The organism is Pedobacter sp. HDW13 (assembly GCF_011303555.1).
In the GTDB taxonomy this organism is placed as follows: Bacteria; Bacteroidota; Bacteroidia; order Sphingobacteriales; family Sphingobacteriaceae; genus Pedobacter.
The window spans coordinates 1222361-1237628 of the sequence record NZ_CP049868.1; the positions used below are offsets into that span (position 1 = coordinate 1222361).

Sequence of the window (15268 nt, forward strand, 5' to 3'; positions counted from 1 at the left end):
TAAATAATAAGGAGATCCGGGTTTTATCTCGACAGGTAATAAACCTTTTTAATTCTATTGTTTATGGTTGCCGTAAACTGAAATTTGTTTCCGGTAATACTATTTACCGCACAAAAATTGCTTCCATCGTTCAAATCCATGGTAAACTGATCTGAATAAATGATAATGTAGGTACCGATGGTTCTGTTACCTGATAAACTCACTTCTACCTGATCATCGTTGTTTGCTTTATAGTCAACATAATCGCTGGTTTTACCATAAGTTACATCACCATTAATTTTGGTAGGATCTTTTAAGGTTTCTTCAGCAGTATATCCAGTAGTAACAATTTTATCCAATGTCCATCTTCCTAACATCTGCGCTTTTAATGAAGTTGTGTCCTTTTTACAAGATATAATCGTGCTAGTAACAATTAATAATAGCCCTAGTAAAGTAATTTGCCTTTTCATAGTTAAAATTTTAGTCTTAAGTTTTATGATTAACGGCGTTTCAACAAATTTCGTACCGTATTTTGACAAAATGATGAATTAATTAAAAAATTCAATCTTTGGACTAAAACCTTATCCCATCCGTTAATGTTCATTTAGGCCCCTTTTAAATTGGTGTTTATCAGGTATAATTTATATTTTCGCAGAAACAAAAATGAAATACATGGAAGAATTCGAAGTAAGTGACGCATCTAAGAAAACCAAAACCGTATACATCTCTACGATCATTAGTATTGCTTTGGTTTTGTTAATGCTGGGGCTGCTTGGGTTGGTACTTGTACATGCCAAAAACCTGTCTAACTACGTTAAAGAGAACATCGTTTTAAATATTATTGTGGATGAAGGCGCAAAAGAAGCCGATGTACTGGCCTTTCAGAAAGAGTTAAATGCTAACCCTGCCGTAAAGCAAACGCAATACGTAAACAAAGAACTTGCAGCAAGAAATTTAACACAGGATTTAGGCGAAGATTTTGTTAACTTTTTAGGTTACAACCCCTTGACTTCTACTTTCGATGTGTATTTAAAAGCAGAATATGCCAACAATAAAAGTATCGATGCTTTAAAAGCCAGTATTTCTAAAAATCCTGTGGTTAAAGAAGTGGTTTACCAGAGCTCATTAATTGATATGGTAAATAAAAATATCAGCACCATTGGTTTAATTATTTTAGCATTTGCTATTTTGCTATTAATCATATCTATAGCACTGATAAACAATACAATACGACTAGCCATTTACTCGCAACGCTTTTTAATTAAAAGTATGCAGCTGGTTGGTGCAACGAAAAATTTTATCAGACGTCCTTTCTTACTGTATGCTGCCCTGCACGGTTTAATTGCGGCCTTTATTGCCATTATTATCCTTTTGGCCACATTGATATACGCCCGTAAAGAAGTACCCGAAATTATAATTTTAAATAATTATACTGAATTTGGTTTCGTATTTATAGGCCTTTTAATTGTGGGCATTTTTATAACGGGTATTAGTACCTGGTTTGCAGTAAGTAGATATTTACGTTTAAAATCTTATCATCTTTATAGATAATGGCAGAAAAAAAAACAAGTCCGGTTGTTAAGGACGTTAAAAGCGAATTGGTTTTTACCAAGAAAAACTATCAGTTATTGTTAATCAGCATTGCTATTGTAGTGGTTGGTTTTATTTTAATGATGGGCACCACAGGTGATATTTACGATTTCAGAAGAACATTACTGGCACCTGTAGTTGTGCTTTTCGGCTTCGCTTTCGGGGTTTACGCCATTCTTAAAAAATAACATCCATTACAGGAAGATATCTGGAAAACGCTTAATTTTTAGTTGAGCGTTTTCTTTATTTTTTGCTATTTCAAAACAAATATGAACTCTTTTGAAGCCATTGTCCTTGCTATTGTTGAAGGATTAACTGAATTTTTACCTGTTTCGAGTACCGGACATATGATTATTGCATCATCTTTTATGGGTATTGCATCAGATCCATTTGTAAAGTTATTTACCATTGCCATTCAACTTGGGGCCATTCTATCGGTTTTAGTACTCTACTTTAAAAGGTTCTTTAAAACAATAGGCTTTTACATTAAATTATTGGTTGCATTTATCCCTGCAGCCATATTTGGATTGTTATTAAGCAAAAAGATAGATGAACTTTTAGAGAGTCCAATGGCTGTTGGCATTTCTCTTTTAACAGGTGGTATAATTTTGTTATTTGTTGATAAATGGTTTAACAACCCTACAATTAACGAAGAAGAAAATGTAAGTTATTTAACAGCTTTAAAAATCGGTTTTTTTCAATGTATTGCTATGATACCAGGCGTTTCGCGTTCGGGAGCAACTATAGTTGGTGGTATGAGCCAAAAATTGAGCAGAACGGTTGCTGCTGAGTTCTCGTTCTTCCTTGCTGTACCAACCATGTTTGCGGCTACTGCTAAAAAACTTTACGATTTTTATAAAGAAGGTCATACCATTACCCACGAACAAACCAATCTGCTAATTATTGGTAACGTTGTTGCCTTTATTGTAGCACTTTTAGCCATTAAGAGCTTTATTGGTTATTTAAACAAAAATGGCTTTAGGGTTTTTGGCTGGTATAGAATTGCTGCCGGTTTGGTTATTATCATCCTTTTGCTAAGTGGCCACAGCCTACAAATTATTTAAGCCTAAAATACCTTAAGCACAGATAATAAGCATCTGTTACATCTGCGGTAAAAAAAATTAAGCAAACCACATTGAATCTGTATCTTTGCGCAAAAAAGATTTGTGAGCACCGAAAATCCAAAGTTTAAAGATTTCAAATTTGCTGAAGGCGAATTGCTGTTGATTAATAAGCCATACAAATGGACTTCATTTGATGTGGTCGGAAAAATCCGTAATTCGTTAAAACCATTAAAGCTAAAAGTTGGCCATGCCGGCACGTTAGATCCCCTTGCAACAGGTTTATTGATTATTTGTACAGGTAAATTAACCAAACAAATTGATACCTTTCAAGCAGAAGAAAAAGAATATACCGGCACCATGATACTAGGCGCTACTACCCCATCATTCGACATGGAAACTGAGGTAGACGAAACCTTCGATATCAGCCAGATTACCAACGAAGAAATTTACGCGGCTTGCAAGCCATTTATTGGCGATATTGAGCAGTACCCACCTGCACACTCTGCAGTAAAGGTAAATGGCGAGCGTTTATACGTTAAAGCCAGGCTCGGCGAAGAAGTAGAGCTGCGCAAACGCTTTGTAAGTGTTCCCGAATTCGAGATTACCAGAATAGAACTGCCCGAAATCGATTTTAGGGTTGTATGCAGCAAAGGCACCTACATCCGTTCACTAATATCCGATTTTGGTAAACAACTTAACAACGGCGCCTATCTTTCTAAACTCACCCGTACCCGCAGCGGAAACTTTTTGCTTAAAGATGCGTTTGAGGTATTAGAACTTGTTAATTATATTCGTAGCAAGAAAGAAGAAGCAAAAACCCAGGCGGAGGTATGAACCACATTAAAAACAGGAACACCAGATTTGTAAAAGAAATCTTTTTAATCGTTGCAGGTGTAACTTCGGCATGTTTTGGCTTAAAAAGCTTTTTAATGCCGAGCCATTTTATAGATGGAGGCGTAACCGGTATTTCGCTTTTACTAAGCACCCTAACGGGTTGGAATTTATCTTACCTTATTGCCCTCATCAACATTCCGTTTGTGATATTAGGCTACCGGCAAATTGGTAAGGGATTTGCATTTAAAACCGCCATTGCCATTGCAGCACTTTCACTGGCCTTAATTTTTCTACCCTTCCAACCCATTACCCACGATAAATTGTTAATTGCCTTTTTCGGCGGGTTGTTTTTGGGCGGAGGCATTGGTTTGGCCATGCGCGGCGGTTGCGTAGTCGATGGCACCGAGGTACTGGCACTTTACATCAGTAAAAACAGTATCCTTACTGTTGGCAATATCATTCTCATTTTAAACATCATCATTTTTGCCTTTGCAGCGTATTTTTTAAACATCGAAACAGCGCTTTATGCCATTTTAACCTATTTATCGGCTTCAAGCACTATCGATTTTATTGTAAACGGCATAGAACAATATACCGGCGTTACCATCATCTCCGAGCATCAGGAAGAGATTAAAAACTTCATTATTAAAGAGATGAAACGCGGCGTTACCATTTATAAAGGCGAGGGTGGCTATGGCGAAAAGAAAGATATAGATATTATTTTTACCGTAGTAACCAAGCTAGAAATGAGCAAATTACAAACTGCTATCAGGCAGATAGATGCTGATGCTTTTGTGATACAACAACAAATTGCTGATTTAAAAGGCGGAGTAGTAAAAAGGCACACTCTGCATTAAGCTTTTGGTCGCAAATTTGCGTTGATTTAGTTTTGCTGTAATGGCAATGATTTTAATTTAATAACATTGAAAATATACCATAACCTATCCGAGTTTTCGAAATTAGATAATGCTATTGTAACCATCGGCACCTTTGATGGCGTACATTTCGGGCACCAGAAAATTATTAAACAACTGGTTGAAAAGGCAAAAGCCGATAACGGTGAAAGTGTAATCCTTACTTTTTTCCCGCACCCGAGAATGATCATCGATCCTGAAAACCAGGAGCTAAAAATGATCAACACCATTAACGAGAAAGCCGATATTTTGAAAAACCTGGGGGTAGATCATCTAATTATTACCCCGTTTACCCGCGATTTTTCTAATCAACTGCCCGAAGATTATATTAAAAACACTTTGGTTGATAATATTGGTACAAAACACATTATCATTGGTTACGATCACCGCTTTGGCAAAGACCGTTCGGGCAATTTAACTGATTTGAAAGCCGCCGGACTGCATTATGGCTTTACGGTTGAAGAAATTATGGAGCAGGATATTCACGATGTGGCCGTAAGTTCGACCAAAATACGTCAGGCGCTTTTAGCGGGCGATGTAAGTTTGGCCAGCGATTATCTGGGCTATCCCTTTTCTATTTTCGGCAGGGTAATTAAAGGCGATAAAATTGGCCGTACGATTGGTTTTCCAACGGCGAATATCTTTGTAGAAGAAACCTATAAACTTATTCCCGGCGACGGTATTTACGCTGTAACGGTAGAAATGAGTTCGGAGTTTAGCGTTGAGAATTTAGAGGCTAAGCAACTCCAAACTTCAAGCCCCGAACTCAAAACTGTCTACGAAGGCATGGCTTATATTGGACAACGACCTACCATAAACGGTATGACCAGAAATATTGAGGTTAATATTTTTGATTTTAACCAGGAAATTTATGGCCAGGATATTAAAATGAACTTCCTAAAATTCTTACGCCACGACGTAAAATTTACCGGCTTAGAAGCTTTAACCCTTCAGTTACAAAAAGACAAGGAAGCTACTTTAGCTTTTTTTGAAACGATTAGTTAAAAGCATAAAATCACGTTTTTTCTTTCAAAAAAGCCTCATTTTCGTTATATTAGCAGCAATGAGGCTTTTTTATATTATTTTCTTTTGTGCCATTTCTATTCCTTTTGCGGTACACGCATCGCAGAAAAAACAAGATGATGTCTTGCCCAAAAATCAAAAAATAAGTTTCATAACCAGCAAAAAGATTAAGAAAATCACCAGCGATTTTCAACCCGACAATGATAGTCTGCAAAAAGACCTGATCAATAACCCTATCGTTAAAATATCTTCATCGGCTTTTTTGCTACTTATTTTTTTAGTGTTTCTTTTCTTTAAGTACAACACTGCCTATACCAAAGCTGTAATCAAAAGATTAAATTATAATTATTGGTGCCTTTTTAAAATGCTGTACCCAAAACATGTTTTTTGGTAAGTAATTTCATTTTTTAACCGCAGCAATGTGGTACAATTAAAAATGTCGGGTTTTGGCCCGAACATAAATTATTTAATATCATTACTCATTTTTATAGATGCATTTACCAGATTTAATTGCCGATTTAGGGTTAATTCTTGCTGCCGCAGGGATAACCACACTTATATTTAAAAAAATTAAACAGCCCCTTGTTTTGGGCTATATACTTGCGGGGCTTTTGGTTGGCTCGCACCTTGATTTTTTCCCTTCTGTTACCGATACCAAAAGCATTAACATTTGGGGCGAAATCGGGGTAATTTTCCTGCTTTTCAGTTTAGGTTTAGAGTTCAGTTTTAAAAAACTTGTTAAAGTTGGCGGTTCTGCTTCCATTACAGCCATTGTAAAAGTACTGTTTATCATTTTGGCCGGTTACTTTGTAGGTAAAGCCATGCGCTGGTCTGATATGGACAGCCTGTTCCTGGGTGGGATTTTATCAATCTCCTCTACTATGATTACCATCAAGGCCTTTGAAGAGCTTGGCCTCAAACATAAAAAATTTGCCGGACTGGTTTTCGGAGTCTTAATTGTAGAAGATCTGGTGGCTATTTTACTGCTGGTGCTATTTTCTACCCTGGCCGTAAGCCAGCAATCGGCAGGTACCGAAATGCTTTATTCTATCTTAAAACTGGCCTTTTTCCTAGTTTTGTGGTTTTTGGGCGGTATATTTTTGGTCCCGTCTTTTTTAAAGGCTACCCGAAAGTTAATGAACGATGAAACCATGCTCGTGGTTTCGCTTGCCTTATGTTTAGTTATGGTATTACTGGCCGATAAGGTAGGCTTCTCTCCTGCTTTGGGAGCGTTTATCATGGGCTCTATTTTAGCCGAAACCACCCAGGCCGAAAGAATCGAACATCTTACCAAATCGGTAAAGGATCTATTTGCAGCAGTGTTTTTTGTTTCTGTTGGTATGCTTATAGATCCCGCCATGCTGGTAAAATACTGGGTACCTATTTTGTTCGCTACCCTGGTAATTGTTATCGGTAAAATTATCTTCACCATTTTAGGTGCTTTATTGTCTGGCCAGCCTTTAAAAACTTCGGTACAATCGGGTATGAGTTTGGCCCAAATTGGTGAGTTCTCCTTTATCATCGCATCGTTGGGTTTAACACTTAAGGTTACCAGCGATTTCCTCTATCCTATTGCAGTAGCTTCCGCGGCTATTACCACTTTTACCACACCATACCTGATTAAACTATCAGAACCATTTTATGAGTTTTTAAAACGTGTTTTACCTCAAAAATGGCAGGATGGAATTGAACGCTACAGTTCGAGTACCGAGGGTATTACTACTTTAAGCGACTGGAAAGTTTTATTACGGTCGTATATTTTCAATACCATTATCCATTCGGTTATTATCATTGCCATTATATTTCTGGCTTACCGTTACGTACAACCTTTTATTGTGCGCAATATTGCGGATAGCCTAATCTCTATTATTATCAGCGTAATCGCTTCATTTATACTCATGTCGCCATTTTTATGGGCATTGTCTATCCGGAGAATTCAAAAAACAGCCTACTCCCACTTGTGGCTGAATAAAAAATATACCCGCGGGCCACTAATTGCCATTGAGTTTTTCAGGATTGCATTGGGAATATTTTTTGTTGGCTTTTTAATGTACGAATTCTTCGATACCTGGATTGCAGCCGTTATTGCGCTTGGTCTGATTATTTTCGGTATGGTTATTTTTTCGAGAAAACTGCAATCGTTTTACGATAAACTGGAAAGGCGCTTTATTTTAAACCTAAATGCAAGAGAAAACCGGAAACCCGATATCTTACCGTGGGATACTCACTTAACTGAATTGACCGTTTCGGCTGAATCGGAAGTCGTAGGCAAAACGCTTACCGAATTAATGATCAGGGAAAAATACGGAGTAAATATTGCACTGATTGAGCGTGGTAGAATCAATATCCCTACTCCGGGCAGAGACGAAAGACTTTATCCTAATGATAAATTGCTACTAATCGGAGCCGACGACCAGCTGGCAGCTGTAAAAGCTATTTTAGAAGTAGATAAGCCCGAAACGGTTGAGGAAAACAATTTCCCAAACAAAGAAATGACCTTGCAAAAAGTAGTTGTACATGCCGAATCGCCGGTCTATGGTTTGAGTATTAGAAATGCCGGAATCCGTGAGAAAGCACAGGCGCTGATTGTGGGTATTGAACGTGGTGCCGACCGCATCTTAAATCCTTCGTCTGATTTTGTTTTCGATACGGGTGATGTAATCTGGATTGTAGGAAACAATAAGAAGATTAAAGAGGTTATTTAAAAGTCAGGAGTCATTAGTCCCGAGTTGGAAGTCAATACACTTAGCTTCGTAACTAAAAACTTCGGACTAATGAATTAAAAACATATCTTCGTACAGAACCTAACCTATGAAAGTCGACAGAGAAAAGAGTGAATTTCTGGATGATATGATTGAGCAATGGCAAAGCGATGGCTTGATTACCGAAGATACAGGCAACAAGCTACGTAAAAGTTATGAAGCCAAAAATTTCGACTGGTTACGCCTCGCGCAGTATGCCTTTTGGGTGGCACTGGCCTGTGGATTTATTGCCTTGGGCTCTTTACTGATAGATAATTCGATTTTAGATTACCTGAAAAGGGTCTACAATACACCCAACATTGTAATCGCCATTGTTTCGGGCGGTTTGGCAGGCTGGTTATATATTTTAGGTTTCAGGCGAAAAAAGAAATTACCCCATTTAAAATTCAGCAACGAAGCCATTGTGTTTTCAGCTATTTTACTAACAGCAAACGCCATTGCTTATTTTGGTAAAGCGCTGGATAACGGATCGGGCAATTTTTCTATTCTTATCCTCATTTCTGTTTTTATCTACGGCGTATTAGGTTATATCTTTAATTCAAGGCTGATCTGGATTTTTGCATTGATCTCTTTAGGGGCCTGGTTTGGTACCGAAACAGGCTATCTCAGCCGCTGGAATTACTATTTCCTCGGCATGAACTATCCCCTGCGCTTTGTTGTTTTCGGAGCCACATTAACTGCTGCATCTTTCATCATGAAAGCGATTCCTAAAACTCAACATTTTTTTCAGGTAACTTATCTGGCCGGCATGGTATACTTATTTGTATCGCTATGGGCGCTATCAGTATTTGGCAATTTTGCAAGTCTGGATGAGTGGTATAAAATAAGACAGCTTAGCTTATTTTACTGGGCATTAATTTCGGCAGCGATTTGTGTAGTCAGCACCTTATTTGGTTTAAAATACCGCGATGATATTGCCCGCGAATTTGGCATCACATTTTTATTCATTAACCTCTATACTCGCTACTTTGAGTACTTTTGGGATAGTTGGCACAAAGCATTATTCTTTTCGGTTCTTGCGGCCTCTTTTTGGCTTATTGGACGAAAAGCAGAAAAGATATGGAATGTGGAGTTTTTAAAATAAAATGCTTTCGCTTTAAAACCTATGAAAATATATCAGCAAGCCCTAACACTCAGAGAAAGAAAAAGAGGCTTCCATATCATTACCAGCGAAATTGAATACGCCTTACCCCAGATTGCCGAAATTTCTGTAGGATTATGCCAGGTTTTTATTCAGCATACTTCTGCATCACTTAGCATCAACGAAAATGCCGACCCTACTGTGAGAATAGATTTTGAAATGTTCTTTAATAAAACAGTAAAAGAAAACGATCCTGATTATGAACATGATTACGAAGGATCGGATGATATGCCCGCGCATTTAAAAGCTGTACTTTTAGGTAGCTCGGTAACAATCCCTATTCGTAATGGCCGGTTGGCTCTGGGTACCTGGCAAGGTATTTACCTATGCGAACACCGTAATTATGGCGGGCAAAGAAACCTGATTATTACCGCCTGGGGCACTTAATCCTGCCTTAAGTTTTTTTTACTTCTTCTTTAATTTCCGGGTGATTATCCTGAACAGAATTATTTCCGGTTTCTATTTCAATTTCTTTTGTGGTCACAGCATAATGTGAGGGGTAAATTTCCGATCCAAAAGCTACAGCATAGGCTTTGGTAAATTCGGCACCAAAATACAGGATAATAGAAGAATAATAAGTCCAGAGTAATACCACTACCAACGAACCCATTGCACCATAAGTACCGCCAACATTGCTTTGCCCAATGTAAAGGGAAATAGCAAACTTACCGATCATAAACAAAACGGCGGTTACGATTGCTCCTGCTGCAACATCTTTCCATTTAATGATGGCATCAGGTAAAACTTTAAATATTACACCGAATATTAATGAAATCACAGCGAGCGTAACAATCTGATTTAAGATATAAAAAACGACTATCGATACATCTTCAAACCTTGCCTGTAATCCTTTGCTAAAAGCATCAAGCACCGAAGTAATGGCCAGCGATACCAACAATACAAAACCTAGACTAATAATTACCGAGAACGATAAAAAACGGTTTTGCAGCATTTTTACCCAGCCTCTTTTAGGTTTGGGTTTAAGCCCCCAAATGGTATTAATCGAATCCTGGATATCGCCAAAAACTGTTGTTGCTCCAATTAAAAGCGTAATGATACCAATAATTAGCGCTATGGTACTTTTTCCATCCAGATAAGCGTTTTTAATCAACTGCTGCAAGGAAACGGCCGACTCGCGACCTAAAAAACTTTCGAGCTGGGCATACACCTGCCCCTCGGCAATTTCGCGTCCTAAAAATATGCCGCAAAGCGAAATAATTACGACTAACAGTGGTGCCATCGAAAATACGGTATAATAAGCCAAAGAGCCGCTTAGCTTAGTTACCTTATGGTCGGTAAAACCTGTAAATGATGCTTTCAAAACGCACCATATTGCCTTTAAAGTAATTTTGTTCTTAGCCATATGCAGTTCAAAGATGATACGTTAGTATTTAAACCGCCGTTTTTTCGAATTGTTTGGTAGTTATATTTAGGCCTAAACCACAAAGCCCCAGTTTAAAACCAGGGCTTTGTAGTCAATTCGCTTGATATAAGTTACTTGGCTTTAATCCATTGAACAATATCGTTCACTAAAGTTTCTGATACACTTACCGCCGCCTGGTATTGTGCCATAGTACCTTTTTCGGTTTGCGAGCTTAAAAGGTGATTTAAATCCGGGTAGAATTTCAGCACCACATTTTTCTTCTTAGCTAATGCTGCACTCCAAACATCGAAATCGGCTTTACCCACCTGAAAATCATTTCCACCTTGTAAAACATAAATTTTAGGTTTGCTTAAGGACTTCGCAACCGTAACCTGGTTGTATGAATTTAAGTCGGCCCAATACTTTGCAGGTAGGCCCAGAATAATAGAATCGGGTTTTATGGTTGTTCCTAATTGCGTAATCCTGCTCTTGTCAATCTCCACCATGGCATCAGCAAGCTGCTTTTTAAATGCGACAGTGGTATCGTTTGCCAGGTTAAACATATAATTATTCTGATCAACAATAATATCGGTTAGCTTTCTGGCAGGTGCTGCAGCCAAAATAATTCCAGCCAAATCAGGCGTAAGTGTTGCCATTTTAGGTGCCAGCATACCGCCCAAACTATGACCAAATAAATAAACACTTTTTGGATCTGCACCGGTAACGGTTTTAGCCACAGCGATAGCAGCCGCAGCATCATCCAATACTTCTTCTTTTACGGTATAGGGTGCTGCAAACTCGTTTGGATAAATTAAAGTCCGCTTTACATAACGAATAGAACCAACACCTTTTGAAGCCAAACCACCAGCTAAATCTTTAAACGGTTTATTGGCACCGACAGTTTCATCCATATCACCCGGCCCTGAGCCATGTACAAAAACAACAACCGGAAAGTTTTTGGCATTTTTTGGCGTGGTTACAATTGCCGCCAGTTGTTTGCCGGTAGGGCCAATATATACCGATTTTTCACGGTACAGACTGGTATCTACATAACTAGGTTTTAAATAAGTAGCTATTTTTTTTGAAGGTGCGAGAAATATCCCCACTATCTTTTGCTGTTTATTGAAACCCAGGATAAAATTCTGGTCACCGTTGGCAAATTTACCTTCAACAGTAACCGAAAAAAATTCGCCTTGCATTTTGCTTTGAATGGCATCGAATGATTCGGCTTTACCAAATTTGGTTCCAATATCACCCCAAAGTTTTTTAAGACTTTCCTCAGGTAGTTTTGTTTTTAGTGTATCGTCAAAAAAGGCGTGTGCCTGGGTAAATTTCTCTTCCTGTAAGAGTTTAAAAAAGTCGTTGGCGCTGTTAAATAACTGTATTACATTTTGAGAAAATGCAGTGGTAGTAAACAGTAAGGCAATTATAAATAGGATGCTTTTCTTCATGCTTGGTTTGTTTGTTTGAGTTGCAATGTACCAAAGTTAATAATATTTGGTATGCAAAAGTTTGTAAACAAACGACCTATTTAGTTTTAACTATTTTTAACATTTTCCTGCATCCTTTTCCATAAAACGTAGGGGATAAACATGATTACAAGTGCTACAAGCGGCGGTATTAAAAGTGCAACGCCATCGCCAACAAAGGCACGCGAGGCAAAAGCGCCTATAAAATTAATGGCAAAACCTGCAAAAGCCCATTCTTTGATAGCTGTAAACTTTTGCTGCAAAATGGTTAAAGCGCCAAGCAGCTTTGCAATGCCCACAATAATGAGGAGATACATGGGGTAGCCCAGGTGTTTTAGTACTTCTTTACCTGCTTGCTGTTGTGTTACCCCACCAAAGCCATCCATCAGCATCATTAGGGCAAAAATAATTGTGACCACCCAGTACCATGTCTTTAATTTTTTCATTTTATTGGTTGTTATCGTAATTAATTAGCCAGTTGTTACCATATCGATCGGTTAAATCGCCGAAAATAGCACCCCAAAATGTTTCCTGTAAAGGGTGTACCGCTTTGCCTCCTGTTGAAAGTTTATGGTAAAAAATTTGTGCCTCTTCTTCCGAGCTGCAATTGAGCATCATCGAAACGGCATTTCCTTTAATTAAACCCACCTCTTCTACCATATCAGTGGCCATAATTACGAGGTCATCTTTAGCCAAAACCGCATGCAAAATGCTTTTCTCCAAATAATGGGGCATCTTAGGGGCTATGGGTGATTCGCCGATGGTTTGCAGCGTTAATTCGCCACCCAGACAATCCTGATAGAAAATCATCGCCTCACGACAATTGCCGTTGAAGGTTAAATAAGAGTTAATATGCGCCACGTGATTCTATTTTTGGATGCCCACCATACAGCGCACATCGGTTTCATTTAAATACATTTCCAGACAATAACCATTGGGATCGATGTTGGGTTCATTCAGCAATTTTTCGAAAGTTTTTCCAACCTGCGAAACATCTTCCATGAAATCCGGGATCAGCTCGCTGATGTAATCGCCCTTTTTTATCGTAAAATATTCCAGGTCTGGATTTTTCCCCGCTTCTTCTGCCATTTCTGTAACAGCAGCCTTATATATAACCTTTCTGGTTGCATCGGGCCTGCTAATTCCAAAATACATGCGCTGTTTATTTGGCGGGAACAATGCGTGTAATTGTTGATGTGCAGCCAAAACACCATCAGGGAAAGAACTGGCAGTAATGCAAAGCACTTTAATATCTTCTTCTATAATGTAGGTTTCCATAAATTAACAGTTAACAGTACAAACATACGGGCAGAAACCGATAGCTTAAACCTGTAGAAACGACAATTGAAGGGGTTGTTTACGACAACACACCTTGTTATATTTGTAATGGCTCCCAACCCGGGAGATTTACCTAACCAATAAAACAAGAATAGACAGATGAAACATGTATCTATCTTAATTCCAGAGACTGCCGTAATTGAAGCCATTGCCGACCCGCGCTACCTGTTTACTGCGGTTAACGAATTTTTACAGGCATCGGGCAAGCTGCCTTTGTTTAAAGTAGAGCTTGTGGCCATGACTAAAGAAGTACGCTTAAACAACAGCCTTTTTTCGGTACATGCAGATAAGCTTTTGCACGAAGTTGAAAATACAGACCTTATTTTTGTTCCGGCCATTAGTGGTAATGTTGATTACGCAATGGATGTAAACAGGGATTTGCTGCCCTGGATTACAAAACATCATGCAAAAGGTGCAGAAGTAGCTTCGTTGTGTCTGGGTGCTTTTTTACTCGCTGCTACAGGCTTGTTAAATGGCCGTAAATGTTCTACCCACTGGTTATTTGCCAACCAGTTTAAAGAAATGTTTCCTGATGTTGAGCTCGTAGATGGTAGCATAATTACCGATGCACAGGGCCTATACTCAAGTGGTGGTGCAAATTCTTACTGGAACCTGCTTTTGTATCTGGTAGAAAAATATACCGACCGTGATACCGCTATTTTGGCGGCCAAATACTTTGCTATTGATATAGACCGCGAAAGTCAGCTGGCTTTTATGATGTTTCAGGGGCAAAAAGGGCATGAAGATACTAAAATTAAAAAAGCACAGGAATTTATTGATGGAAATTATCAGGATAAAATCACTGTCGATCAACTGGCGGATATGCTGGCTTTAGGGAGAAGAAGTTTTGAGCGACGATTTAAGAGTGCTACGAAAAATACAGTAATCGAATATATTCAGCGGGTTAAAATTGAAGCTGCAAAGCGAAGTTTCGAATCGAGCAGAAAAAATATTACCGAAGTGATGTTCGATGTTGGCTATACTGATACCAAATCATTCAGAGATGTTTTTAAAAAAATTACAGGTTTAACGCCAATTGAATACCGCAATAAATACCATAAAGCCACTCCAGTATTACAGCAGGTTTAATTTAAGAACTTTAATTCAAAACCATGAATTATAAAAAAAATTAAAAAAAATTAACTTTCACACAATATATTCCGTTTATAGCGTTTATGTATGTGAGAGCGTTAATTTAGATGACGGGGATGCTGCCTTAGGGTGGAATCCCCGTTTCTTTTTTGCATAGGCGACAGCCGTCTCCAGGCTCCATGCGCCCGTGCAATTTACGTCATAAAAAAAGGGACACCTGTTAAAAAAATGTCCCTTTTTAAGATATATGATGGAGTTATGATTTTTATTCTGCTTTATCAGTAAAATCAACTGGTTTTTTATCAAAATACTGATCGAAGTTTTGCACTTTTTTAGGTTTTAAGATTACATACAAACCTAATCCGATCAATACCAGCGCCGTGCTGATTCTTGACACGTCGAAATCGAAAACAGTTATAGATTTAAGGGTAAATAAACCACCAATGATGGTTAAAGCCAGCCAGCCGCTACCGGTAAAATCTTTGCGATAGCCCAACCACAAACCAATACCTAACATGATGGTATGCCATTTTAAGATCCAGTGCGGAATATCTATTCCCGAATTTCTAAGTAAGCATACCGAACCGATTACTAAGATTAAAATGCCTAAACCAAATTGTTTATCAGCGTGATTTTTTTTGATGAAAGTTTCCATGACCTTTTGTTTTTATACTTCAAATGTAGCCAAGAAATGCAGGC

At 38.3% G+C, this 15268-nt stretch carries 18 protein-coding genes; 11 read left to right on the top strand and 7 right to left on the bottom strand.

Annotation, left to right across the window (positions count from 1 at the left end):
- Positions 1 to 23: 23 nt before the first annotated feature.
- Positions 24 to 449 carry a hypothetical protein gene (locus G7074_RS04990; RefSeq protein WP_124557865.1) on the bottom strand — a complete coding sequence of 142 codons (426 nt, stop codon included), beginning with the start codon at positions 447 to 449 and terminating at the stop codon, positions 24 to 26.
- 202 nt (positions 450 to 651) lie between these two features.
- Between G7074_RS04990 and G7074_RS04995 the strand changes: the two genes are divergently transcribed.
- The 10 genes from G7074_RS04995 (at position 652) to G7074_RS05040 (ending at position 9694) form a co-directional block, all read left to right on the top strand.
- Positions 652 to 1530 carry an ABC transporter permease gene (locus G7074_RS04995; protein WP_124557864.1) on the top strand — a complete coding sequence of 293 codons (879 nt, stop codon included), beginning with the start codon at positions 652 to 654 and terminating at the stop codon, positions 1528 to 1530.
- Entirely contained in the window at positions 1530 to 1757 is a 228-nt protein-coding gene (locus G7074_RS05000) for a DUF3098 domain-containing protein (protein WP_124557863.1), read from the top strand. The genes G7074_RS04995 and G7074_RS05000 overlap by 1 nt, the downstream gene beginning before the upstream one ends.
- Positions 1758 to 1838: 81 nt before the next feature.
- Positions 1839 to 2633, top strand: a complete 795-nt coding sequence (locus G7074_RS05005; protein WP_124557862.1) for an undecaprenyl-diphosphate phosphatase — start codon at positions 1839 to 1841, stop codon at positions 2631 to 2633.
- Between the two features lie 102 nt (positions 2634 to 2735).
- A complete protein-coding gene (gene truB / locus G7074_RS05010) occupies positions 2736 to 3467 on the top strand; it encodes a tRNA pseudouridine(55) synthase TruB (RefSeq protein WP_124557861.1) in 732 nt (243 codons plus the stop codon).
- Positions 3464 to 4324, top strand: a complete 861-nt coding sequence (locus G7074_RS05015; RefSeq protein ID WP_166207225.1) for a YitT family protein — start codon at positions 3464 to 3466, stop codon at positions 4322 to 4324. Before truB ends, G7074_RS05015 begins: the two co-directional genes overlap by 4 nt.
- Positions 4325 to 4390: 66 nt before the next feature.
- Complete coding sequence (locus tag G7074_RS05020; RefSeq protein WP_124557859.1) at positions 4391 to 5386, top strand: bifunctional riboflavin kinase/FAD synthetase; 996 nt, start codon at positions 4391 to 4393, stop codon at positions 5384 to 5386.
- A gap of 58 nt (positions 5387 to 5444) precedes the next feature.
- On the top strand, positions 5445 to 5798 hold the full coding sequence (locus tag G7074_RS05025; RefSeq protein ID WP_148090170.1) for a hypothetical protein: 354 nt from the start codon (positions 5445 to 5447) through the stop codon (positions 5796 to 5798).
- Between the two features lie 97 nt (positions 5799 to 5895).
- A complete protein-coding gene (locus tag G7074_RS05030; protein WP_124557857.1) occupies positions 5896 to 8109 on the top strand; it encodes a cation:proton antiporter in 2214 nt (737 codons plus the stop codon).
- Positions 8110 to 8215: 106 nt separating this feature from the next.
- Positions 8216 to 9250, top strand: a complete 1035-nt coding sequence (locus G7074_RS05035) for a DUF2157 domain-containing protein (protein WP_166207228.1) — start codon at positions 8216 to 8218, stop codon at positions 9248 to 9250.
- Positions 9251 to 9271: 21 nt separating this feature from the next.
- Entirely contained in the window at positions 9272 to 9694 is a 423-nt protein-coding gene (locus tag G7074_RS05040; RefSeq protein ID WP_166207231.1) for a secondary thiamine-phosphate synthase enzyme YjbQ, read from the top strand.
- Between the two features lie 7 nt (positions 9695 to 9701).
- Here the strand turns inward: G7074_RS05040 and G7074_RS05045 are convergent, their stop codons facing one another.
- The 5 genes from G7074_RS05045 to G7074_RS05065 all read right to left on the bottom strand — a co-directional run bounded on the left by G7074_RS05045 (position 9702) and on the right by G7074_RS05065 (position 13417).
- Positions 9702 to 10670, bottom strand: coding sequence for a YihY/virulence factor BrkB family protein (locus tag G7074_RS05045; protein WP_166207234.1), 969 nt, complete (start codon positions 10668 to 10670; stop codon positions 9702 to 9704).
- Positions 10671 to 10801: 131 nt separating this feature from the next.
- Positions 10802 to 12121, bottom strand: coding sequence for an alpha/beta fold hydrolase (locus tag G7074_RS05050; protein ID WP_124557853.1), 1320 nt, complete (start codon positions 12119 to 12121; stop codon positions 10802 to 10804).
- Between the two features lie 86 nt (positions 12122 to 12207).
- Complete coding sequence (locus G7074_RS05055) at positions 12208 to 12585, bottom strand: DoxX family protein (protein ID WP_124557852.1); 378 nt, start codon at positions 12583 to 12585, stop codon at positions 12208 to 12210.
- Between the two features lies 1 nt (position 12586).
- Complete coding sequence (locus tag G7074_RS05060; protein WP_124557851.1) at positions 12587 to 13000, bottom strand: VOC family protein; 414 nt, start codon at positions 12998 to 13000, stop codon at positions 12587 to 12589.
- Positions 13001 to 13006: 6 nt separating this feature from the next.
- Positions 13007 to 13417: a transcriptional regulator gene (locus tag G7074_RS05065; RefSeq protein WP_124557850.1), complete on the bottom strand. Its 411-nt coding sequence runs from the start codon at positions 13415 to 13417 to the stop codon at positions 13007 to 13009.
- Positions 13418 to 13576: 159 nt separating this feature from the next.
- Here G7074_RS05065 and G7074_RS05070 point away from each other — a divergent pair, with 159 nt between their 5' ends.
- Entirely contained in the window at positions 13577 to 14566 is a 990-nt protein-coding gene (locus G7074_RS05070; RefSeq protein WP_124557849.1) for a GlxA family transcriptional regulator, read from the top strand.
- 268 nt (positions 14567 to 14834) lie between these two features.
- Here the strand turns inward: G7074_RS05070 and G7074_RS05075 are convergent, their stop codons facing one another.
- Positions 14835 to 15224, bottom strand: a complete 390-nt coding sequence (locus G7074_RS05075; RefSeq protein ID WP_124557848.1) for a hypothetical protein — start codon at positions 15222 to 15224, stop codon at positions 14835 to 14837.
- Positions 15225 to 15268: the final 44 nt, after the last annotated feature.